This is a genomic window from Silvibacterium dinghuense (assembly GCF_004123295.1).
GTDB lineage: Bacteria > Acidobacteriota > Terriglobia > Terriglobales > Acidobacteriaceae > Silvibacterium > Silvibacterium dinghuense.
The window spans coordinates 452,290-473,756 of sequence record NZ_SDMK01000002.1 but is presented as its reverse complement, the minus strand read 5'-3'; the positions used below and the strand labels follow the sequence as shown (position 1 = coordinate 473,756).

Annotated in this window: 24 protein-coding genes; 6 read left to right on the top strand and 18 right to left on the bottom strand. The window is 60.0% G+C overall.

Annotated features, from left to right (window positions below; all coding sequences use genetic code 11):
* Positions 1-7 precede the first annotated feature (7 nt).
* The 12 genes from nuoL to ESZ00_RS11145 all read right to left on the bottom strand — a co-directional run bounded on the left by nuoL (position 8) and on the right by ESZ00_RS11145 (position 11,267).
* A complete protein-coding gene (nuoL, locus tag ESZ00_RS11200; RefSeq protein WP_129208335.1) occupies positions 8-2,035 on the bottom strand; it encodes an NADH-quinone oxidoreductase subunit L in 2,028 nt (675 codons plus the stop codon).
* Positions 2,036-2,048: 13 nt separating this feature from the next.
* Positions 2,049-2,354, bottom strand: coding sequence for an NADH-quinone oxidoreductase subunit NuoK (nuoK, locus tag ESZ00_RS11195; protein WP_129208334.1), 306 nt, complete (start codon positions 2,352-2,354; stop codon positions 2,049-2,051).
* A gap of 3 nt (positions 2,355-2,357) precedes the next feature.
* Entirely contained in the window at positions 2,358-2,852 is a 495-nt protein-coding gene (locus ESZ00_RS11190; RefSeq protein WP_129208333.1) for an NADH-quinone oxidoreductase subunit J family protein, read from the bottom strand.
* Positions 2,853-2,917: 65 nt separating this feature from the next.
* Positions 2,918-3,973, bottom strand: coding sequence for an NADH-quinone oxidoreductase subunit NuoH (gene nuoH / locus ESZ00_RS11185; RefSeq protein ID WP_129208332.1), 1,056 nt, complete (start codon positions 3,971-3,973; stop codon positions 2,918-2,920).
* A gap of 63 nt (positions 3,974-4,036) precedes the next feature.
* On the bottom strand, positions 4,037-6,385 hold the full coding sequence (gene nuoG, locus ESZ00_RS11180; RefSeq protein WP_129208331.1) for an NADH-quinone oxidoreductase subunit NuoG: 2,349 nt from the start codon (positions 6,383-6,385) through the stop codon (positions 4,037-4,039).
* Positions 6,386-6,406: 21 nt separating this feature from the next.
* On the bottom strand, positions 6,407-7,720 hold the full coding sequence (gene nuoF / locus ESZ00_RS11175; protein WP_129208330.1) for an NADH-quinone oxidoreductase subunit NuoF: 1,314 nt from the start codon (positions 7,718-7,720) through the stop codon (positions 6,407-6,409).
* A gap of 2 nt (positions 7,721-7,722) precedes the next feature.
* The gene (locus ESZ00_RS11170) at positions 7,723-8,232 is read right to left on the bottom strand and encodes an NADH-quinone oxidoreductase subunit NuoE family protein (protein WP_129208329.1); all 510 of its coding nucleotides are present in this window, start codon (positions 8,230-8,232) and stop codon (positions 7,723-7,725) included.
* A 3-nt stretch (positions 8,233-8,235) separates the two neighbouring features.
* A complete protein-coding gene (locus tag ESZ00_RS11165) occupies positions 8,236-8,601 on the bottom strand; it encodes a hypothetical protein (protein WP_129208328.1) in 366 nt (121 codons plus the stop codon).
* Positions 8,579-9,130 carry a hypothetical protein gene (locus ESZ00_RS11160; RefSeq protein WP_129208327.1) on the bottom strand — a complete coding sequence of 184 codons (552 nt, stop codon included), beginning with the start codon at positions 9,128-9,130 and terminating at the stop codon, positions 8,579-8,581. Before ESZ00_RS11160 ends, ESZ00_RS11165 begins: the two co-directional genes overlap by 23 nt.
* Positions 9,127-10,362: an NADH dehydrogenase (quinone) subunit D gene (gene nuoD, locus ESZ00_RS11155; RefSeq protein ID WP_129208326.1), complete on the bottom strand. Its 1,236-nt coding sequence runs from the start codon at positions 10,360-10,362 to the stop codon at positions 9,127-9,129. Before nuoD ends, ESZ00_RS11160 begins: the two co-directional genes overlap by 4 nt.
* Positions 10,362-10,856, bottom strand: a complete 495-nt coding sequence (locus ESZ00_RS11150; protein ID WP_129208325.1) for an NADH-quinone oxidoreductase subunit C — start codon at positions 10,854-10,856, stop codon at positions 10,362-10,364. Before ESZ00_RS11150 ends, nuoD begins: the two co-directional genes overlap by 1 nt.
* A gap of 3 nt (positions 10,857-10,859) precedes the next feature.
* On the bottom strand, positions 10,860-11,267 hold the full coding sequence (locus tag ESZ00_RS11145; RefSeq protein ID WP_129208324.1) for an NADH-quinone oxidoreductase subunit A: 408 nt from the start codon (positions 11,265-11,267) through the stop codon (positions 10,860-10,862).
* Positions 11,268-11,615: 348 nt separating this feature from the next.
* Between ESZ00_RS11145 and ESZ00_RS11140 the strand changes: the two genes are divergently transcribed.
* The 3 genes from ESZ00_RS11140 to thiS all read left to right on the top strand — a co-directional run bounded on the left by ESZ00_RS11140 (position 11,616) and on the right by thiS (position 12,343).
* Positions 11,616-11,789 carry a UBP-type zinc finger domain-containing protein gene (locus ESZ00_RS11140; RefSeq protein ID WP_308419065.1) on the top strand — a complete coding sequence of 58 codons (174 nt, stop codon included), beginning with the start codon at positions 11,616-11,618 and terminating at the stop codon, positions 11,787-11,789.
* Positions 11,790-11,887: 98 nt separating this feature from the next.
* Positions 11,888-12,094, top strand: coding sequence for a hypothetical protein (locus ESZ00_RS11135; protein ID WP_129208323.1), 207 nt, complete (start codon positions 11,888-11,890; stop codon positions 12,092-12,094).
* Positions 12,095-12,130: 36 nt separating this feature from the next.
* On the top strand, positions 12,131-12,343 hold the full coding sequence (thiS, locus tag ESZ00_RS11130) for a sulfur carrier protein ThiS (RefSeq protein WP_129208322.1): 213 nt from the start codon (positions 12,131-12,133) through the stop codon (positions 12,341-12,343).
* A 312-nt stretch (positions 12,344-12,655) separates the two neighbouring features.
* Here the strand turns inward: thiS and ESZ00_RS11125 are convergent, their stop codons facing one another.
* From ESZ00_RS11125 to pdxS, 5 genes are all read right to left on the bottom strand, one after another.
* Positions 12,656-13,417: a cytochrome c oxidase subunit 3 gene (locus tag ESZ00_RS11125; RefSeq protein ID WP_129208321.1), complete on the bottom strand. Its 762-nt coding sequence runs from the start codon at positions 13,415-13,417 to the stop codon at positions 12,656-12,658.
* A 25-nt stretch (positions 13,418-13,442) separates the two neighbouring features.
* Complete coding sequence (locus ESZ00_RS11120) at positions 13,443-15,125, bottom strand: cytochrome c oxidase subunit I (protein ID WP_129208320.1); 1,683 nt, start codon at positions 15,123-15,125, stop codon at positions 13,443-13,445.
* Complete coding sequence (locus ESZ00_RS11115) at positions 15,122-15,898, bottom strand: cytochrome c oxidase subunit II (protein WP_129208319.1); 777 nt, start codon at positions 15,896-15,898, stop codon at positions 15,122-15,124. The genes ESZ00_RS11120 and ESZ00_RS11115 overlap by 4 nt, the downstream gene beginning before the upstream one ends.
* Positions 15,899-15,911: 13 nt before the next feature.
* The gene (gene pdxT, locus ESZ00_RS11110; protein ID WP_129208318.1) at positions 15,912-16,511 is read right to left on the bottom strand and encodes a pyridoxal 5'-phosphate synthase glutaminase subunit PdxT; all 600 of its coding nucleotides are present in this window, start codon (positions 16,509-16,511) and stop codon (positions 15,912-15,914) included.
* 153 nt (positions 16,512-16,664) lie between these two features.
* Positions 16,665-17,639, bottom strand: coding sequence for a pyridoxal 5'-phosphate synthase lyase subunit PdxS (pdxS, locus tag ESZ00_RS11105; protein ID WP_129208317.1), 975 nt, complete (start codon positions 17,637-17,639; stop codon positions 16,665-16,667).
* A 187-nt stretch (positions 17,640-17,826) separates the two neighbouring features.
* Between pdxS and ESZ00_RS11100 the strand changes: the two genes are divergently transcribed.
* Positions 17,827-19,029: an acyltransferase family protein gene (locus ESZ00_RS11100; protein WP_129208316.1), complete on the top strand. Its 1,203-nt coding sequence runs from the start codon at positions 17,827-17,829 to the stop codon at positions 19,027-19,029.
* Here ESZ00_RS11100 and ESZ00_RS11095 read toward each other — a convergent pair.
* Positions 19,012-19,359 (bottom strand): PaaI family thioesterase, encoded by a 348-nt coding sequence (locus ESZ00_RS11095; protein WP_229741195.1) that lies wholly within the window; start codon positions 19,357-19,359, stop codon positions 19,012-19,014. The two genes, ESZ00_RS11100 and ESZ00_RS11095, sit on opposite strands and share 18 nt — an antisense overlap.
* Positions 19,360-19,631: 272 nt before the next feature.
* On the opposite strand from ESZ00_RS11095, the gene miaB reads away from it, so the two are divergent.
* Complete coding sequence (miaB, locus tag ESZ00_RS11090) at positions 19,632-20,933, top strand: tRNA (N6-isopentenyl adenosine(37)-C2)-methylthiotransferase MiaB (RefSeq protein ID WP_268235301.1); 1,302 nt, start codon at positions 19,632-19,634, stop codon at positions 20,931-20,933.
* Between the two features lie 45 nt (positions 20,934-20,978).
* A complete protein-coding gene (locus ESZ00_RS11085) occupies positions 20,979-21,452 on the top strand; it encodes a bifunctional nuclease family protein (RefSeq protein WP_229741194.1) in 474 nt (157 codons plus the stop codon).
* The last annotated feature ends 15 nt before the right edge of the window (positions 21,453-21,467 follow it).

Below are 21,467 nucleotides of genomic sequence, written 5' to 3'. Positions count from 1 at the left end.
CGTTGCGTTATCGCAAGGTGAAGTGCGTGGTGAATCCGAAATACGTAAGAATCAGCAATACTGCGGCTCCCAGCGAGAGCCATCCTGCATAGGATCGGAGATTGCCGGACTGAAAACGTTGAGCAATTGCGCCCAGACCCTGGGTTACCGAGCCGGCCGCATAGGCTGCTCCATCGACGACACCCATATCGAAGACAGTCTTGAGTGCATAGCGCGAGAAGAGCAGCAGCGGTGTGACAAAAACGAAGTTGTAGAGCTCATCCACCTTGTATTTGTTCAGCAGCAGGAGGTAGAGGCCGCGCATGCTCTGCGCCAGTTTGGCCGGAAGCTCGGGTCGCATGTAATAGAGGAAGTGCGCGGTGAACCAGCCGGCGATGGCGGTGAGAGTGGATACTGCGGCAAGCGTCAACGCCAGGCCGTTAGAGCCTGCGGGATTCTCCTCGCCACCGAAGATAGGAGCGAGGAAGTGCGCGATCTCGTTGTGGCCATGCAGAGCGGCTGGCACGCCGATCCAGCCGCCGATGAAGGACAGGAGCGCAAGGATGGCCAGCGGAATCAGCATGACGGCGGGGCTTTCATGCACACCGTGACCATGGCCATGCCCATGACCGTGATCGGGTTCTTCTTCGAGGGTCAATGTGGAGCTCGAGCTGGCGTGTACGGCGGCACCGTGATCGAGCAGCGCAGAAGCTTCATGCGCGCGGCTCTCGCCGAAGAAGGTCAGATACCAGAGCCGGAACATGTAGAACGAGGTCAGGAAGGCCGTAACCAGGCCGACAAACCAGAGAATCTTGCCGCCGTTGGGCGAGAGAAAGGCCTGATAGAGAATCTCGTCCTTGCTGAAGAAACCGGCGAAAGGAGGAATACCGGCGATAGCAATGACGCCCGCGGTCATCGTCCAGAAGGTGGCCGGAATCTTCTTGCGCAGGCCGCCCATTACGCGCATGTCCTGCTCGCCGCCAAGGGCATGGATAACCGAGCCCGCGGCGAGGAAGAGCAATGCCTTGAAGAACGCGTGGGTGACCAGGTGGAAGATGCCCGAAGCGTAGGAAGCCACACCGCAGGCTAGGAACATGTAGCCCAGCTGCGAGACGGTCGAGTAGGCGAGGACGCGCTTGATATCCGTCTGGACAAGACCGATGGTTGCTGCGAAGAAGGCCGTGGCCGCACCGATGATCGCTACGATGGTGAGCGCAAAGGGAGAGCGATCAAAGAGCACATGCGAGCGGGCGATCATGTACACGCCAGCCGTGACCATGGTGGCTGCGTGAATCAGGGCCGATACCGGGGTCGGGCCTTCCATTGCGTCCGGCAGCCAGACATAGAGTGGAATCTGGGCCGACTTGCCGGTGGCGCCGACTACAAGAAGGATGGCGATCGCGGTCAGGAAGCCGCCCTGCCATTCGGGATGCTGCGAGATCTGCGCGAAGACGCCACTGTAGCTGAGCGTGCCGAAATGCGCGACCAGCAGAAACATGGCCAGCAGGAAGCCGAAGTCGCCGATGCGGTTGACGACGAAGGCCTTCTTGCCGGCATTCGCCGCTGAGTCCTTGAGGAAATAGAAGCCGATGAGCAGGTACGAGGCGAGACCCACGCCTTCCCAGCCGACGAACATCAGCAGGAAGTTCTCAGAGAGCACGAGCGTGAGCATGAAGAACATGAAGAGATTGAGGTAGGCAAAGAACCGCCAGTAACCCTCTTCATGCGCCATGTAGCCGGCCGAGTAGATGTGAATGAGGAAGCCGACGCCGGTGACGACCAGCAGCATGATCATCGTCAGGTGATCGAGCTGCAGGGCGAAGTCAGCATGGAAGCTGCCGGCGGCGATCCAGGTTCCGAGGTTCTCGATATAAGGCTGCTGGATGGAGCCGAGATGGAACCAGATATTGGCGACCAGGAGAAAGGGAACCAGGGTGGCGATCCACGCGATCCCCGTGACCAGGGCCTTGGGCAGGCGGCGGCCCAGCAACCCGTTTAACAGGAAGCCGGCAAAGGGGATGACGGGGAGAAGCCAGAGATGCAGGGAACCGTTCATGATTGCCTCGGCCTCACAGTTTCATCAGGTCGACCGAGTCGACGTTCAGGGTATTCCGCGTACGGAAGACGGCGATGATGATGGCCAGGCCTACGGCGGCCTCGGCGGCGGCGACGACCATGACGAAGAAGACGAAAATCTGCCCGCTCACCTGGTGCCAGTGGTGAGCAAAAGCCACGAAGCTGAGATTCACCGCGTTCAGCATCAGCTCAATGGACATGAAGACGCTGATGATGTTGCGCTTGACAAGAAAAGCGGCGACGCCGATCGAGAACAGGATGGCGCTGAGGATGAGGTAATAGGAGATAGGGACGACCATCGATCAGTGCTCCCTTCTTGCTAGCGCGACGGCGCCGAGGATCGCTACCAGAATGAGGACGGAGGTGACTTCAAAGGGCAACAGAAGATCGCGGAAGAGCACGCGGCTCAGGTCCTGCGTCGTCACCAGGTAGTCGCCGAGTTTCGCGCCGCCCAGTGGGCCGCTGTTCTGCAGGAACATGTAGGTGAGTGTGGCGATGATCGCCGCGGCGCCGGGGAAACCGACCAGATATGCAGCCTTGCTGCCGTGCGTCTTCTCTTCCTTGCCTGCGTTGAGCAGCATGATGACGAAGGTGAAGAGCACCATGATGGCACCGGCGTAAACGATAACCTGTGCCGCGGCCAGGAACTCGGCTCCGAGCAGCAGGTAGAGCACGGCCAGCGAACTCATCACGACGATGAGCGAGAGCGCGGAGTTGATGGGATGCCTTTGCAGCAGGAGATTCAGCGCTCCTAACACGCAAAGCCCGCCGAAGATGAAGAAGAGAACCAGATGCATCGCTTCAATCACTCACATGTGTGCCTGTTGAGTCGCACGAAGTCAGACCGGTTGCGAAATAGAGGCTAGCCGGCACGGAACGCAAGCCACAGGCTGGTGGCGATGATATTCAACACCGCCAGTGGCATCAGAAACTTCCAGCCGAAGCTCATCAGCTGGTCATAACGGAAGCGCGGCAGCGTGCCGCGCACCCAGACATAGAGAAAGAGGAAGAAGAAGACTTTTGCAACGAACCAGAAGACCGGCAGGAGCGCCTGAACAATCGGGCCGCCAATCGCCGGCAGAAGGTTGCCGAACGGGCTCGACCAGCCGCCAAGGAAAAGCAGCGTCGCCACGCAGCTGACGGTGATCATGTTGGCATACTCGGCCATGAAGAACATGGCGAACTTCATCGAGCTGTATTCCGTATGGTAGCCGGCCGTGAGCTCGCTTTCAGCTTCGGGAAGGTCGAACGGCGCGCGGTTGGTTTCCGCATACGCAGCGGTGAGATAGATAAAGAAAGCAACGAACTGGAATCCGCCGAAGACATTCCACGAAAGCAGGCCGTGCGTCGCCTGGACGTCGACAATGTCGCGCAGGCGCAGGGACTGCGAGCGCAGGATGACGCCGACCAGTGAAAGTCCGAGGGCGAGCTCGTAGCTGATGACCTGGGCACTGGCGCGCAGCGCGCCCAGCAGCGAGTATTTATTGTTCGACGCCCAGCCCGAGAGCGCAATGCCGTAAACGCCGACGCCGGTGATGGCCAGCAGGATGAGCAGACCGATATTGACATCGGAGATCTGGAAGAGATCGACTCCCTTGTAACGAATGTCGTCGCCAAAGGGGATCATGGAGATCGACATCAGGGCGCAGGCCAGCGCGATGATCGGTGCGAGCACAAACAGCGGCCGATAGACCGACTCCGGCATCAGGTCTTCTTTCAGAAAGAGTTTCAACCCGTCAGCGAGCGGCTGGAGCAGGCCGAAGGGGCCGACGCGGCTGGGTCCCCAGCGATTTTGGATGCGGCCCACCACCTTGCGCTCCAGCAGCACCGTGTAGGCGACCGCGGTCAGCAGAATGACCGTGACGACGATCACCTTTAACACGCTCAGCAATAAGAAAATCCAGATGCTTACTTCCACAAGGGCCTTCCTGAATGCGTTCCTGATGCGTTATGTGTCTGCTCTTGCCTCAGCAGGGCGCCATCAATCTGCTGCCGTTTCCTCGGCACTGGTCAACATGGTCGGAGAGTTGGCAACCTCGGTGAGCTTTGCACTGTAGCGGCCGAGAGTCCCCGAGGTCGCGAGATGATCGTTGGCCGGCAGGACCAGATCGCGGCGTACCACGGTGCCATCAATCTGCACGAGCTCGGACTTCACATGTTCATCGTTGCCCAGCAGCAGGTCGAGGCGGGGAACATCATAGGCCGGAACCAGTCGCTGGATTTCGTCGAAGATCGCGAAGGGATCGAAGGGGCTGAGCTTCGGCTCGAGGCTGTGTGCGGCGAGCCATACCTGATGGCGATCGGCTTCACCGGACTGTGCGCCGCGGGTCTGGCCGAAATCGGCCCGTACCCCTTTGCCGACAGGCACGAAGGCCCGGGGATTGGCGCCCAGCTTGGCGGCCATGCGGACAATGATCTCGAAGTCGGCCCGTACACCGCTCTTGTCCGCGCCCTTCTTGACCAGCTGCAGATCACCGTACGTGTTCGTCGCAGTGCCGGCCTTCTCATAAAGATTGGCGGCAGGGAAGACCACATCGGCGAGCACAGCCGTCTCGGTGAGGAACATGTCCTGCACAACGAGGAATGTATTCTTGAGGGCTGAGGGGTCGACCCCGTAGCGGGCTACGGGATTCGAGCCGACGATATAGAGAGCAGCAAGATCGCCAGCGCCGGCAGCGTCAAACATCTCGACAAGATCGAGACCCGGTTCTGTCGGCAATGCGCCATATTCTTCGGCGAAGTGTCCAGGCGCAGTAACCGGCACATAGCCGGGCAGCAGGTCAGGCAGCATGCCCATATCGGCCGCACCACGTGAGTTGGCGTAATCGCCAAGGCAGGCAATCTTCGCATTGGGGAGTGAGAGCGCGAACTCCACCAGCGCCTGAATATCGCGTCCACGATACTCGGAGCCGAAGGCGATAAGTAGCGACTCTTCCTTGCGAATGGCTTCACGGAAGCTGGCCAGCGATTCATTCGACTCGAGGGCACTGTCATGACCGGCCAGATACTGCACCAGGGCGGGGTAAGCAGTCTGCGGAATATCCGCAACAGCCTTGGCCTGACGGCGCAGCTTGATGTGCTCGTGATTCGCGACATAAAGACGCGAACGATGCAGGCGAACATTGCTGCGAATCTGCCATGCCAGGGCCGGATGCTGCTCGGTGGGATTATTGCCCAGAAGAAGGATTGCGGGAGCGTCGAAGAAATCGCGCAGAGAAGCTTCACGGCCAGCATGGCCCTTAAGGGCAGCAGCGAAGGCCGCATAGTCGGCAGTGCGGTGGTGGTCGATGTTGTTCGTCTTCAACACGCCGCGCGCGAGCTTTTGCAGCAGATAGTTCTCTTCGTTGGTCGTGCGGTTGGAGCCGATGACGCCGATGGCCTTGCCGCCGCGTGTATCGCGAACTTCTGCAAGCTTTTTCGCCGCGAAGTCGAGCGCTTCTTCCCAGCTCACAGGCGCGAGCTTGCCGTCGGCGCCGCGAACCAGAGGTTTGGTGAGCCGCTCGGTGTGATTGGCGAAGTCGAAGGCATAGCGGCCCTTGAGGCAGAGAAAGTCATTGTTGATACCGCTCTTGTCGCGGTTGTCGGCGCGTACAATCTCCATGCCGTCATCGGCGCGGCGCATGCCCAGGGTGGTCTTGCAGCCATCTCCGCAATGCGCGCAGACGGTGCCGACATGATTCATCTCCCAGGGGCGGGTCTTGTAGCGATAGGTCTCCGAGGTGAGCGCGCCGACCGGGCAGATGTCGATGCACATGCCGCATTCTTCGCAGTCGAGCTGATCCCCCTGGTTTGGTGCGATGACCGCGCTGGCGCCACGATTCTCGACGGCCAGAGCCCAGACATCCATACCCTCGCCACAGACGCGGACACAGCGATAGCAGAGAATGCAGCGGGGGCGGTCGTAGAAGACGACCGGGGACCACTGCTGCTCTTCGCGGTGCTGCTTGGTCTCGACGTATTTCGACTCACCGGCGCCGTACTTGAAGGTCATGTCCTGCAGTTCGCACTCGCCGCCGGCATCGCAGACCGGGCAGTCGAGCGGATGGTTGCCGAGCAGCAGCTCGAGCATCGCCTTGCGGGACTGTTTGATTTCCTCAGTTTCGGTCTGCACCACCATGCCTTCGGCGACCGGTGTCGTGCAGGCGGTCTGCAGCTTCGGAATCTTCTCGATGCGGACGACGCACATGCGGCAGGCGGCCTGCAACGAAAGATTGGGATAGTAGCAGAAGGCAGGGATTTCGATGCCGGCAGTTCTGCAGGCATCAATGAGCAGCGTTCCCGCTGGAGCGGTAAGCTTTTTGCCGTCGACAGTGAAGGTTACGTCAGCCATACCAGTCTCTTTCTGAGCGCGTTATACCAGCGCCGGTTCACGGTCGATCGAAGGGTGATAAGGGCAGCCCTTGCCGTTCAGGTGATCCTCGAATTCCTTGCGGAACTTCTTGACGAAAGCGATCGTGGGCATCGCCGCTGCATCCCCGAGCGGGCAGAAGGTGCGGCCCAGCATGTTCTCGGCAAGATAGCGGATGTTATCGATGTCCTTCGCTTCCGCGCCGCCGGCGTGCAGGCGGGTAATCGACTTCTTCAGCCAATCTGTGCCTTCGCGGCAGGGAATACACCACCCGCAGCTCTCATGCTGATAGAACTTGATCGTCCGCAGCGCGAACTCGACCATGCAGACGCTCTCGTCGATGACCACGATGCCGCCTGAGCCGAGCATGGTGCCGGCCTTGCCCATCTGGTCGAAATCGAGGCCTACGTCGATTTCGTCCGGCAGCAATACGGGCGTCGAAGATCCGCCGGGGACGACGGCCTTGAGTGCCTTGCCGTCCTTTACGCCGCCGGCAACCTCGTAGATAGCCTTCTTGAGGTTGTAGCCCATTGGCAGCTCATAGACGCCAGGGCGCTCAACGTGGCCGCTGATGCCAAAGAGACGCGTTCCGCCATTGCGTTCGGAGCCGACCTTCGCGTAGGGCTCGCCGCCCATCAGCAGGATATGCGGCACAGAAGCGATCGTCTCGGCATTGTTGATGACCGTAGGGCCGCCGTACAGGCCGACGACAGCAGGGAAGGGAGGCTTGATGCGCGGCACGCCGCGCTTGCCTTCGAGCGACTCCATCAGCGCCGACTCTTCTCCGACTTCGTAGGCTCCTGCACCGGTCTGCGTCACAATTTCAAGATCGATGCCCGAGCCGAAGATGTTCTTGCCCAGGAAGCCTTTGGCATAAGCGTCGGCAACGGCCTTCTCCATGATCTTGAGCAGGTAGCGATACTCGCCGCGCAGATAGATGAAGCCCATCTTCGCCCCGATGGCGAGGGCGGCGATCATGGTGCCTTCGATGACCGCATGGGGATCGTGCAGGAAGATAACGTGATCCTTGCAGGTGGCCGGCTCGCTCTCGTCGCCGTTGACGAGAACGTACTTCGCCCTGTCGGACTGCTTGGGCACGAAAGACCATTTGAGCCCGGTGGGGAATCCAGCGCCGCCGCGACCGCGCAGGCCAGAGGCCTTCATCTCATTGATGATCCACTCGGGGCCTTTTTCAATGGCCATGCGCACGGCTTTGTAGCCGTCGAGCTCGATGTACTTGTCGATGTCGGTCGCGCCCTGGCCGAAGCGGCGCGAGATGATCTTGACTTCGTCGGGATGGGAGACGAGCCTGGGCATCGTTACACCGTTTCCTTTCCGCGGCCTGCCTTGTAGTCCTCAATGATCACGTCGACCTTTTCCGGCGTGAGCTCGTCATAGAAGTCGTAATTCACCTGCATGGCAGGCGCCCAGCTGCAGGCTCCGATGCACTCCACCTCTTCAAGCGAAAAGAGACCATCAGCTGTGACCTCTTTATGCCCGATTCCGAGCCGCTTTTTGCAGTGCTCATAAATACCGTAGCCGTCGCGCAGCATGCAGCTGATATTGGTGCAGACCTGCAGGTTGTACTTGCCGGCGGGCTTGGTGCGTAGCATGGAGTAATAGCTGAGCACGCTTTCCACGTCGTTCTCGCGCAGATCGAGGCGCTGCGCAATTTCAGCTACGGCGCCCGGCGTGATGTAGCCGAGATCGTCCTGCGCATAGAGCAGCATGGGAACGAGCGCCGAGCGCTTGACCGGATAGAGCGTGACCAGCCGGTCGAAGCGTGCAGCCGTCTCTGTTGAAAATATGGTCGTCTTTTCCGTAGCCAACGCCTACTCCTCGTCAAACACCTTAGCCGTGAATGCCTCTGCGGCGACTTCCAGCTCCAGCCGCCCGCGCCGGTCGCTGAATGCGACCAGACTGTCTTCGCCTATCGTGAATGTGCCCTGGGCCAGAGCCCGTTCCGGGCCAGGATCTTCTTCATAGAGAGCCCAGCTTCCGGTACCTGTTGCCGTCTCGAAGTCGACAGACAGGACGCGCTGCTCGGAGCGCAGCGAAAGATGCCCATCTTCGCCCTCATCCACAAAAGCGTGGCCGATTGCCCGGCCGATATCGTGCGCCGCTACATAGGAGCGAATCAGCGAGGCAAAGGAGATCCAGAGCTCGCGATAGAGGCTAGTGTCCGCTGCCGCCGCCATGCGTGTGCTCCTCCTCCTCGTCTTCTTCCTCTTCTGCTGCCAGGGCTTCCAGCTCTGCAATCTGTTCGAAGCCGCCAAGCAACGCTTCCAGTCCCCACCGCGCGACCTGCTCGGCCAGCGGGTCATACTGCACGCTCTGCGGATCATCCACGAAGTAGGTGCTCACATCTTCGTCCGGCCCATCGATCACACCCCAGGGAGATTGCCGGAGGTGCATCACGCCGTAGTGCAGGATCTCGGATTCGAGCGGAAGCACCTCGAGCAGCTCATCTGAGACGAAGGAATAGATCAACGTGTCGCTCAGCGTATCGAGCGCGAACTTGAGCGTAAAGAGACCGGCCGATGCAGTCAGCAGCCACGGTTCCTCTTCTGCCACAGCTACGGTTACATGGGCTGCGATCGGCTCAGCTGCGGCGAGAGAGTGAAGTGCTGCTTGCAGCTGTGGCCAGAAAGCAGCGCCTGCTCCTGTCCGGGCTGCCAGAGACTCTGTCTGTTCTTCCAGCCATGCCAGTGTATTTTTCGAACTCATCGGTCAATCTCTCCCAGCACGATGTCGATGGAGCCGATCACCGCAACTACGTCAGCGATCAGTCGGCCGGCGCACATGGTCTGTAACGCCTGCAGGGTTGCGAAAGAGGGATTTCGCATGTGCACGCGATAGGGTTTGGCTGTACCGTCGCTGACGACGAAGTAGCCCATCTCGCCGCGCGGCGATTCCACCGCCTGGTAAACCTGGCCCGCGGGTACGGCGAAGCCTTCGGTGACGATCTTGAAGTGATGGATGAGCGACTCCATCTCGGTCTTCATCTTTTCGCGATCAGGCAGGACAATCTTCGGTGCATGCGCGCGGATATCGCCTTCCGGCATACCGTCGAGCGCCTGCATGCAAATCTTTACCGACTCGCGCATCTCTTCGAGGCGGATAACATAGCGTGCCCACACGTCGCAGTCATGCGAGATTGGCACCTTGAACTGGAACTTCTCGTAGCTCGAATAGGGCATGTCACGGCGCAGATCCCAATCGACGCCCGAGGCACGGAGCGGAGGACCGGTTACGCCGAGCGCGATGGCATCTTCCGCGCTCAGATGGCCGACGTTCTTCAGGCGGCTTACCCAGATCGGATTGCCGGTGAGCAGGTTCTGATACTCGTCGATCTTCTCCGGCATCGTCTTCAGAAAGTCGCGGATTCTGCCGAGAAGATCGAGTGGCGGTTCGAGTGAGAGGCCTCCGACGCGGAAGTACGAAGTCATCATGCGCTGGCCGGCAACAGCCTCAAAGATGCGCAGGATCTGTTCGCGCTCGCGGAAGCAGTAGAGGAAGACGGTGAGCGCGCCGATGTCCATGGCGTGCGTGCCCAGCCAGACCAGATGTGAATTGAGGCGCGTGAGCTCGTTGAAGAGCACGCGAATCCACTGTGCGCGGTCAGGGATCTCCAGCTGCAGCAGCTTCTCGACGGCCAGACAATAACAGAGATTGTTGGTCATCGGACTGAGGTAATCGATGCGATCAGTCATCGGCACGACCTGCTGGTAGAACTTCGCTTCGCAGGTCTTCTCGATGCCGGTATGCAGGTAGCCGATGTCAGGAACGACGTTGAGCACCGTCTCGCCGTCGATCTCGATCACCAGGCGCAGCACGCCGTGCGTGGACGGATGCTGTGGGCCCATGTTGAGGACCAGCGTGCGGTCCTTCGAGCCTTCTTCCGGGCGCGGCTTGATCAGCGCAGAGGTAGGGACAAATTCAGAAAGATCGGCCGGCATCAGCGGTAGCCCTCCACAGGGTAGTCCTTGCGTAGCGGATGGCCCTTCCATTCTTCGGGCATCATGATGCGGCGGAGCGACGGGTGCTCATGGAAACGCACACCAAAGAGATCCCAGACCTCGCGCTCATAGAAGTTTGCGGAAGGCCATATCGGCGTGATGCTGTCGATCGTCGGATCGACGCTGTCGACCATGGCGATCAGCCGCACGCGTTCATTCAGCGTGTGGGAGACGATGTGATACGTCACCTGGAAGCGCGGCTCGCTCGGATACCAATCGACGCAGGTTACGTCTTCGAGAAAGTTATAGCCGGCAGTTTGCACCGTCTTGCAGGCGGCGCGGATTCGATCCTTGGCAATGGTGAGTGTCAGTTCATTACGGTCGTACTTTGCATCGGTGACCGCGTCGGGAATGGCAGCAAGAAGGGAGGCAATGGCTCGGTTCTCTGCATGAGCCTGAAGAACAGCATCCTTATCGAGCGCAGGATCGGTCATCTCTTATAAATCACCCTTGTCTGAAGCCCAGTCGAGAACGCCCTTTTTCATGATGTAGAAGAGCCCGATAAAAACGAAGCCGAGATAGACCAGCATCTCCCAGAAGCCGAACCAGCGCGAACCGGTGATCGCCGGCAGCTGGCGATAGATCACCGCCCACGGCATCATGAAAACCGCTTCCACATCGAAAAGGATGAACAGCATGGCGACCATGTAGAAACGCACGGAGAAGCGTCCGCGCGCATCGCCTTCGGCGGGAATGCCGCACTCATAGGCTTCGAGTTTGGTCTTGAGCCTGCGATGCCGGCCAATCAGAAAGGAGACGGTCGTCATCGAGCAACCCATACCCACTGCAACGAGAATCTGGATCAGCAGAGGGATGTAGTTCCACGTATAGGGATGAGTAGGCATGTTCCAGTAAGACTCCGGAATAACATCGCTTACGGGTACGTCACGACTCTAGTTTTTCGTCTGTCAAGAGTCAAGGCATCAACGGTGGTACCGTGCATTCAGCGGTGATTCGATGCAGGGAATGGCAACTTTTCACAACCGAAAAGAACGGCAGATTTTTGGCACCAGCCATCATATACCCGAAGATGTGCGGTAGAGAACCGAAGTTAACGCGGAAAAGAGAGAAATATTTCGCATCGAAAAGAGAGGAAGAAGATGAAGACCTGTCAGCACTTGGATCACATCCACAACGTAGCGCCCCGCACCCCGCAAGGCTGCGAAGAATGCCTGAAGACAGGCGACCGCTAGGTGCACCTCCGCCTCTGTCTGGAGTGCGGCCACGTCGGCTGTTGCGATTCTTCACATAACAAGCATGCGACCAAGCATTTTCATCACACACAGCATCCCGTCATGCGCTCCTTCGAGCCCGGTGAGACATGGGGCTGGTGCTATGTGGATGAGGTGGAATTGGATCTGGAGTGAGCTTTCAGTTCCATTCTGGCTCGATTTGAAACAGCTCGTTCCATTTTGAAGTTCGAGGCTCCTTCGCCGATAGACCCAGCAGTGGAGGAGCGTAGAACGTGTCCGGTCCTATCGTAAGCGCGCATGCCGATCAGTCCCCCGTGTTGCGGGTTGTCTCCCGAAAGGTCAACTTCTTCCCGGAGGACGATGTCTACGCGGAGCACCCGACCGGTGCCTACCGTGGGCTGATGTTCGCCATGCTGTTCAACCTTGCCCTCGCGGTCTGCGGCTTCCTCATCTGGTTCCTCTGGCATACCCTGCGCTAGTGCGTAGGGGGGCACCTGTCCTGATACAGTCAGGATATGCAGATCACGTTAAATGGGCAGGATCGCACGATCGATGATCTGCCCGCCGCACCTACCGTAGCCGATCTCATTACCTCCCTTGCTCTCAAGGGAGACCGTATTGCCGTGGAGCAGAACGGCGAGATCGTTCCTCGCAGTACCTGGGCCGCATCTCCGGTTGCATCCGGGGACAAGTTTGAAATTGTTCACTTCGTCGGCGGTGGCTGCTGAAGTCTCCTGCAACCGGCTTGCGCGCCCGGGCATAGCCATGGTGCGCAAGCCGGGCAGATGACCCGAAATTTCCGCTATCTCTTACTCTTTCGGCGAAAATCTCCGCGCCACCAGCAGCAGCCCCACAAAGATCCCCCCAGCAGGAATTCCCAAAACCAGAATCGCTTTCCGCAGTGCCGCCTGGGCTCGCGGAGCGGAGCCGGCAGTCGTGTCCTTGCACAGGCTGCAACCCTGCAGCGCAGGCAGTCGTGGAACGCACAGCATCAGAAAAGCGGTGAGGATAAGGGCAGGGAAACAGCGTCGCGGCATCGTCTATTGGAACCATACCAGCAGCACAAAGAGAAAAATCCAGAAGAGGCCCATGGTGTGCCAGTACCAGGCTGTGCAGTCCACCGCAATCTGCCGGAGCTCTACGCGCTTCAGGCGGGAAAGCCCGATCAGCGCAGCGATGAGCGCTACCAGGCCGAGCAGCAGGTGCGCTCCGTGCGCGCCGGTGATGAGGTAGAAGAAGTGACTGCTCGGGTCGGGTGAGTCGAAGCGGAATCCTGCCAGCACCAGCTGCTTCCAGGCAATCCATTGCCCGGCGAGAAAGAGCAGACCGAGACCGAGCGTAGCCAGCAGCCATGGCGCAGCGCGTTTGACAGCTGGCCGCCCGAGACCGAGCCATTCTTCCATCACATCGATCTCGCGGAAGAGCTGCCGCCGCCCAATCTCTATCGTGATCGAGCTCAGGAGCAGGACGGCCGTATTCAGCCACAGGATAGGCGGCACCGCCAGGGGGCGCCAGTCAGAGACGTAATTATCCCGGGCATCGAAGTGGCCTGCACTCTGACGAACAAAAAAAGCGCTTACGATGGCAACGAAGAACATCAGATCCCCGGCCATGGCAAAGAGCACACCAAGCCGATAGCGGCTCAGCAGCTCTCGTGGACCGCGACGGCCGGACTGGTGATCATCCCAGTTATCTCCATCGCCTCCGCCGCCGGTCGGCCGCCGATCGACAGGGGGCTTGCCGCCGATCCCTGGATCTCTGCGCTCGACCTCGACGGAATGACGAGTGAAGGTGGCGGGCATGCTCCGGCTCCCTGCTGCACACAGCTTACTCCTGTTTGGATGCAGCTTCCCACTGGCAAAGTATCTCTTCTGAGGAGAAGGTATCCTGCTTTGTGACGGCAGAAAATCCTTCGTAATCGTAGGGGCCGTGGGTGACCCGAAGTGGTGCGTCCGGAGGGGCCCATTCGAGCGTCGTTGCCTGCCAGGGATTCTGTCCTGCGGGCTCTCCACGGCGGGCGCTGTGGAAGACATTCCAGAGAAACAGGAGCTGGGCGGCGCCGAGGGTAAGGGCGGAAAAGGTGATACCACGCTCGTTGGCGAGGATACCGGCAAAGTTGGTTGCCGGGCCGGCGAGGCGCTCATAGTGGCGCGGTTCGCCGGCGAGCCCGGAGAAGTACATGGGCAGAAAGGTGCCGTAGGCGCAGAAGAGACTGATCCAGAAGTGCAGCTTGCCGGCGAGCTCGTTCATTCGGCGCCCGGTGAGGAGTGGAAACCAGTAGTAGATGCCGGCAAAGATGGAGAACACGCCTGCCATGGCCATAACCAGATGAAAGTGGCCGACGACGAAGAAGGTGTTGTGCAGGTAGCCGTCGAGCGCGGGTTGCGCAAGGAGCGGTCCGGTAAGGCCTCCGGCGATGAAAAAGGAGAGAAAGCCGAGGGCGAAAAGCATCGGCGTGGTCAGACGCAGACCTCCACGGGAGAGCAACGCGAGCCAGCCCAGCACTTCGACGGTGCTGGGAACCGCGATAGCCATGGTGGTGAGGGCAAAGGCGGTACCGGCATAGGGATTCATGCCGCTCACGAACATGTGGTGTCCCCAGACCAGTAGTCCGAGGCCGCCGATCGCGACCAGCATTCCGGCCATGGTCCTGTATCCGCGAACCGTTCTCCGGGCAAAGTTGGCAAAAATCGAGGTTGCAAGGCCCATGCCGGGCAGGATGGCGATGTAGACCTCGGGATGGCCGAAAAACCAGAAGAGATGGAGCCAGAGCAGCGGCGATCCATCGCCGTGGCCGACAATACGGCCATTGACGAGATCGCCCATGGGCACAAAGAAGCTCGAGCCGAGGTGGCGATCGGAAAAAAGCAGCAGCAGGGCGGCGAGAAGCACGCTGAAAGCCAGCAGCGTGAGAATGGAGGCGACCATCCAACCCCAGACGGTCATGGGCATCCGCGTCCAGCTCATCCCGGAGCAGCGCTGCGTCAGGATTGTCGCCAGCAGGTTGACCGCGCTGAGCCAGGCGGAAAGGCAGAAGATGCCGATGCTCGCCAGCCAGATGTCCATACCCGCGCCCTGTCCGGGGCCGGAGGCGGAGACGGCGCTCATCGGCGGATAATGCGTCCAGCCGGAGATGGGCGCGCCTTGCGGAACAAAAAACGCAGCCAGGAGAACAACAAAGGAAAGAACCGCGAGCCAGAATGCGGCGGCGTTCAGGCGGGGGAATGCCATGCGGCCGCCACCGATCTGCGCCGGTAAAACAAGATTGGCAAAACCGCTTTGCGGAGCGGTCGTGAGCACGAAGAAGACCATCAGGGTGCCATGCATGGTCACGAGGGCAAGGTAGTCCTCAGGTTTCATCAGGCCGTAAACCGGCAGACGCCAGTCAGGCCAGATGCGATGAATGCGAATGAGCAGCGAAAGCAGCGTTCCCACCACGACTGCGGCGAGCGATAAATAGAGATAAAGCACCCCGAGGCGCCGGTGATCGGTAGTGAAAATCCGACTCATTGGGGGCCTCCCTGCATCGCTTTGGCGTGGGCCTGCTCCCGCTGAGCGAGCCAATGGTCGTAGTCGGCTTGCGGTACGACTCTCAACAATGCCTGCATGCGCGCATGTCCGACACCGCAGACCTGGGTACAGAGAATAGGGTAGGTACCGACGACAGCAGGGGTGAAGTGCACGTGAAGAAGCATGCCCGGGACCGCATTCTGCTTGAGACGCATGGCAGGGACGAAGAAGCCGTGGATGACGTCCAGCGAGCGGATGCGGAGATCGACTTCGCGGCCTGCGGGTACCATGAGCACGCTGGAAACAAAATCGTCGCGACCGGCTTCATCCGCAGGATCGATGCCGAGCGGGTTTCCGGCTGCGGCGTTGACCAGCTCGGGTCGGGTGATACCGAAAGCGGCGTCCACGCCGGGATAGCGGAAGTACCACTGAAACTGCTCACCGACGACTTCCACCTGCATGGCCTCGAGCGACGCGCCCTGGTACCGGCTGGCAGCCCAGAGGTGTTGTGCCGTCACGGCCATGGCAACATACAGGGCGATCAGCAAGGCCAGCAGCGTCCTGCGGAGGAGGGGATTCGGAGGCTTCCCGGAGCGCTTCTGGCGCAGCATGGCCACAACGATCCAGACCTGGGAAGCGGCAAAGCAAACCAGCAGCACGATAAGGTTCCAGCGCATCAGCCGGTCGAAGGACGCACCGTGCAGGACCGCATCTGGAGGCAGGTACAGCTTGAGCGAGGCAAGGGCAGGGAAGTGAGCGTGGCTTGCCGGCATCGTAATCTGCGCCTCAGGCTGTGGTGCGGCTGCGCACCAGATCGACGAAGCGCTGGTGTACGCGGCGATCCAGGGAAAGCTCGGGGTGGAAGGTCGCAGCCATCAGGTGATCCTGCTCGACGAGGACAGGGAAGCCATCGCGCTCGGCCAGTACCTTGACGCCTTCACCGGAACGCACAATCCGGGGAGCGCGGATGTAGACCAGCTCGAGCGGGCCGCCTTCAAGCGCGGTCTGGGATGTCTCGATAATGCTGTCGATCTGCCGCCCGTAGGCGTTGCGCTCAACCGTGACGTCCAGGACGCCAAGACTGCGCTGCGCGGGGTTGCGGACCTCTTTTGCCAGCAGGATGCAGCCGGCACAGGTGCCAAAGGTTGGCCGTGTCTGCACGAACTCCTGCAGTGCGCCGAGGAAACCGTCGCGCTCAAGGAAGCGCAGGAAGGTGGTCGATTCACCGCCGGGGATGACGAGGCCTTCTACCCCGGCAAGTTCTGCCGGCTTGCGCACTAGCACGGCTTCCGCCCCGGCTTCGCGGAGAGCTTCAGCATGGGCGGCAAAGTCGCCCTGGATGGCAAGCACACCGATACGCGGCTTCTGTTCAGCAATCTCAGTCAAAGCGTCGTCCTGTCTTTCTCAAGTCTATCCAATGAAAAGAACCGGGCAGAAGCCCGGTCCCTTTTGTTCCTACGCTCCAGGATCGCGACCAAAGGAAGCGCCAAAAGCATCGTCACCCGCAAGAAAGCGGCGAAGCCGCGTGTGCCTGAACGGCTAGTTCCCGCGGGTCTGGAGGAGTTCGCGCTCTTCAATCGCTGCGACGGCCAGGCCCTTCATCGAGCCCTTCACGTCTTCGCTGGCCTTGGCCAGGATTTCAGGATCGTTGTAGTGCGTGGTGGCGATCACGATGGCCTTGGCGCGCGATTCGGCCTCGGCGCGCTCCTCGGGGTTGTTGGGCTCGCCCTTCTCGTTCACCGAGACGTCGAGTGGCGTGGCGCGCTCCTTCATGAAGATGCCGGAGCCGACGAAGACCGACTCGGCGCCGAGCTGCATCATCAGGGATGCGTCGGCCGGGGTGGCGATACCGCCCGCCGAGAAGTTCGGCACGGGAAGCTTGCCGGTCTGGGCTACCATCTTCACCAGTTCGTAGGGGGCGCGATGGTTCTTGGCCGCCAGGTAGAGCTCCTGGTCGCTCAGCACGGTCAGCTGCTTCATCTCCTGCACGATCTGGCGCATGTGCTTGACCGCGTGAATCACGTCGCCGGTGCCGGCTTCGCCCTTGGTGCGGATCATGGCCGCGCCTTCGGCGATACGGCGCAGGGCCTCACCCAGGTCGCGCGCGCCGCAGACAAAGGGCGTCTTGAAGGCGTGCTTGTCGATGTGGTGAACCTCATCCGCCATGGTCAGCACTTCGCTCTCGTCGATGAAATCGACGCCGAGTTGCTGCAGAATCTGCGCTTCGGCGAAGTGGCCGATACGGGCCTTGGCCATCACCGGGATGGACGAGACTGCGATAATTTCGCGGATCAGCTTGGGGTTCGCCATGCGGGCCACGCCGCCCTCGGCGCGGATCATCGCGGGCACACGCTCCAGCGCCATGACGGCGACGGCACCGGCGGCCTCGGCGATCTTTGCCTGCTCGACGTCCATGACGTCCATGATCACGCCGCCCTTCAGCATCTCGGCGAGTCCCACCTTCAGCCGGAGGCTGGTGTTCGTATATCCGTTCGTGTTTGCCTGCTCTGCCATTGTCTAACCTCTCTCATTGCGGGCGGGTGGGCTTGGTTGGAGGCCAGGTTTGCCCCGCTGTGCGAATTGACTTGGAAGGTCAAGTTTAGCAGTTTCGCGGCGGCTTGTTGGGGCTTTGCCCGACTCGCAGGCTCTAGAATGGAGCCACGGGCCATGCTACGGAGACTGCTGGCCGTCTACGTAGCTTATGTCTGATTCTGTAGCCCCGTCTCATCGCCGCCTGGTTCCGAATCTCACCGTTCCGCATGGTGCCGCGTCCGCCCACCTCGATGCGCTGCGCGGCATTGCGGCGGTCGGTGTCTGCGCAAACCATCTGCGCGACACGCTGCTTGCGGATTACTCCACGCTGCCGCATCACAATCCTGCACTGACGCTGCTCTACCTTGCAAGCGGGCTGGGTCACCAGTGGGTGATGATCTTTTTTGTACTGAGCGGCTACCTGGTAGGCGGCAGCGTACTCCGATCCTTCTCCGCAGGCCGCTGGTCCTGGCGGGGTTATCTCCTGAACAGGCTCAGCCGCCTTTACATGGTGCTGCTGCCTGCGCTGTTGCTCGGCGGAGCGTTCGATCTCCTCGGCCTGCACCTCTTTGGGAGCGCCGGCCTTTATGGCGGCCGCTCTGGCAGCCACGAATTGACGACTCCTGTCGCAGCTCATCTCCACCTGACGACGCTGGCCGGAAACTATCTCTATCTGCAGGGAATTCTCGTTCCCGTCTTTGGCTCGAACGGTCCCTTGTGGAGCCTTGCGAACGAATTCTGGTACTACCTCGCATTTCCGCTGCTTTTGCTGGCGTTTTTGCCAAAAGTGCGGATATCTGCCCGTATGTTGCATGGCATCGTGCTTGCCGCGATTCTCTGGTTCGTCGGACCATTCATTGCGGTGTACTTTCTGGCCTGGCTTGCCGGGGCGGCGATTCACTACCTACCCCGGCTCCCCGTGGCGAAGCCTCTTTCTCGCACAGCTCTGATAGTTTGCTTCGCAGTCGCGCTCGCGCTCTGTCTGGCATGGTGCAAGCAGACGCATTTCCACGCGTCCGATGCGGTACTCACGGTCTTTACGGCAGCATTGGTTTATGTCGTCCTCTCCTGCGCTCAAGGAGAGGCGGCTCTGCCATATCAAACCGTTGCCCATTGGCTTTCCCGCTCTTCCTACACGCTCTATCTGGTGCATCTGCCGCTGATCGTTTTCCTGGTCAGCGCAACAGGACGCATACGGCTGGCGCCTGATGCTCAGCAACTGCTTCTAGCACTCGGTATTTTTGCCATGGCCCTGCTTTACGCGCAGACTCTCTGGTTTTGCTTCGAGAAACGGACGGATTCTCTGCGGGAGGCGCTCAGGCCTTATATCCTGCCGGTGCGTACAGCCTCGTCCTCAGTCCTTCGTCCTTGAGAGGAGGAACTGTTTCGTTACGGCGATAAACAGGGCCTTTCCTGAAGCCAAGGTTTCACCATGGAGGCGGATCTCCGCTTCACAAAAGTGCTTACGGCCTTCTGCCTTCAGGTGGCGGGCAGTGATTTCAATCGTCGAACGCAAAGGAACCGGGCGGCGGTAGTCGACTTCAAGGTGCCGCGTCATGGCGATAACGTTGCACGCACGGTTGGCTTTGCTCATCGCTTCGTCCAGCAGGGTAGCGATCACTCCGCCATGGACATAGCCTGGAGGCCCTTCGAAACGGGCAGGAATCTTTGTCCGGCAGACGATAAGTCCCTCATCGCTCACCAGAAAATTCAGCCGCAGCCCGGACCGGTTGGCCTTGCCGCAGCCGAAGCAGTGATGCGCAGCGCCGTGAGCCAGCGGACGCAGTCCATCGTTTGTTTCCTGCTGCTTATTCAGGGGTCTACCCTCCTGCCTGCACGCTCTACTGCCTCTACCGGTTACAAGCCTGCTGCTCCTGCTGCTTTATACTGAAGGGCGTGACAGACGCAGTCAAAAATCCGGCGGAAGCCCCGCACAAGACTACCCATGCGGAAGCTCCGCATCGGACCTTTTATATCGAAACCTTCGGCTGCCAGATGAATGCCCATGACTCGGAGAAAGTCATCGGAACGCTGGTGCAGCAGGGATATGACAAGGTCGAAAATGAAGAGGATGCGGATCTCATCCTCTATAACACCTGCTCCATTCGCGATAAGGCCGAGCAGAAGGTCTTTAATCGCCTGAATGATTACAAGCGCCTCCATCGGCAGGGCAAGCGCTTCGGCGTGCTCGGCTGTGTCGCGCAGCAGGAAGGCGAGAAGATCTTCGAGCGCGCTCCCTATGTCTCGCTTGTCTCCGGATCGGCTTCCTACAATAAGTTGCCGGAAATGCTGGTCCAGCTCGAGGCGGGAAATACCCGCATCACCGGTCTCGATGACCGGCAGACGGAAGAGACTTTCGAGACGGAGTTCACCGCGCGGTCGAATCCGCATCGTGGCTACATCACCATCATTGAGGGCTGCGACAAGTTCTGCGCCTATTGCGTGGTGCCCTACACCCGCGGCAAGGAGCGCAGCCGTACCTCGACATCAGTGCTTGCCGAGGCACGTCGCATGGCCGACCAGGGCTACACCGAGATCCAGCTTCTCGGCCAGAACGTGAATTCCTATCGTGATCAGGAAGGGAAGCGCAGCTTTGCGGAGCTGCTGGCGGCGGTGGGTGAGATTCCCGGTATCCGGCGCGTGCGCTTCACGACATCGCATCCGCGCGACTTCACACAGGACATCGTCCAGGCAATCGATGCCGTGCCTTCGCTCTGCGATCACGTGCATCTGCCGGTACAGAGCGGTTCCTCGCGCGTGCTGCACCTGATGCAGCGCGAATATACGCGGGAGTGGTATCTGGAGCGCATTGCCTGGATCAAGGCAGCGCGACGCCCCATCAGCATGACCACCGACATCATCGTCGGCTTTCCGGGCGAGACGCCGGAGGACTTCGAGCAGACGATCGACATGCTGGCCGACGTGCAGTATGACGGTGTCTTCGCGTTTAAGTACTCCCCGCGGCCGAATACGCCGGCTGTGACGATGGCGGACTCAATTCCCGAGGAAGAGAAATCGCAGCGTCTGCAGATTCTTCTCGATCGCCAGCGCGAGCTGCAGCGGGTCAACTATGCCAAGCATGTAGGAGAAGAAGTAGAAGTGATGGTTGAGGGGTACAACTCTGCACGCGGACAGGTCAACGGGCGCACATCGCAGAATAAGACCCTGAATTTCACCACCCGGTCCACGATCCTGCCGGCAATCGGAAGCTATTTGAAGGTGAAGGTGACTCAGAGTTTTCCCAATAGCCTGGTCGGCGAGGCGATGGGGCTCTAAGATGGCGGCACATGGAGAAGGGAGGACCGATCGATGGAAATTGAGATGAAGATCCGCGGACTGATGGTCGATCCTTCGACTCACATGCCTATCGTGCTGCTCAAGGATCCCGGCAGTGAGACCTTGCTGCCCATATGGGTCGGCCTTTATGAGGCGAATGCCATCGCACTCGAAATAGAAAAGTCGCAGCCAACGCGTCCTCTGACACACGATCTCCTCCGCGAGCTGGTGCGCAGCCTGAACGCTAAAGTTCTGCGTGTGGTTGTGACCGAACTGCGTGATGACACCTTCTACGCGGTCATCTGGATGGAGCAGAATGGCGAGATCATCGCTCTCGATGCGCGTCCGTCGGATGCCCTGGCCCTGGCCATGCGTACGGATTGCCCTATCTACGTCGATGAAAGCGTGCTGCTGGCAGCGAAAGTCCTTCCCAATCCTGCCGAACAGGCGTCCTCTCAGGATGTCCGGAAATGGCTGGAAAATCTTAACGACGAAGATCTTGGCCGCTATAAGATGTAGTCCCGGCCAAGGTTC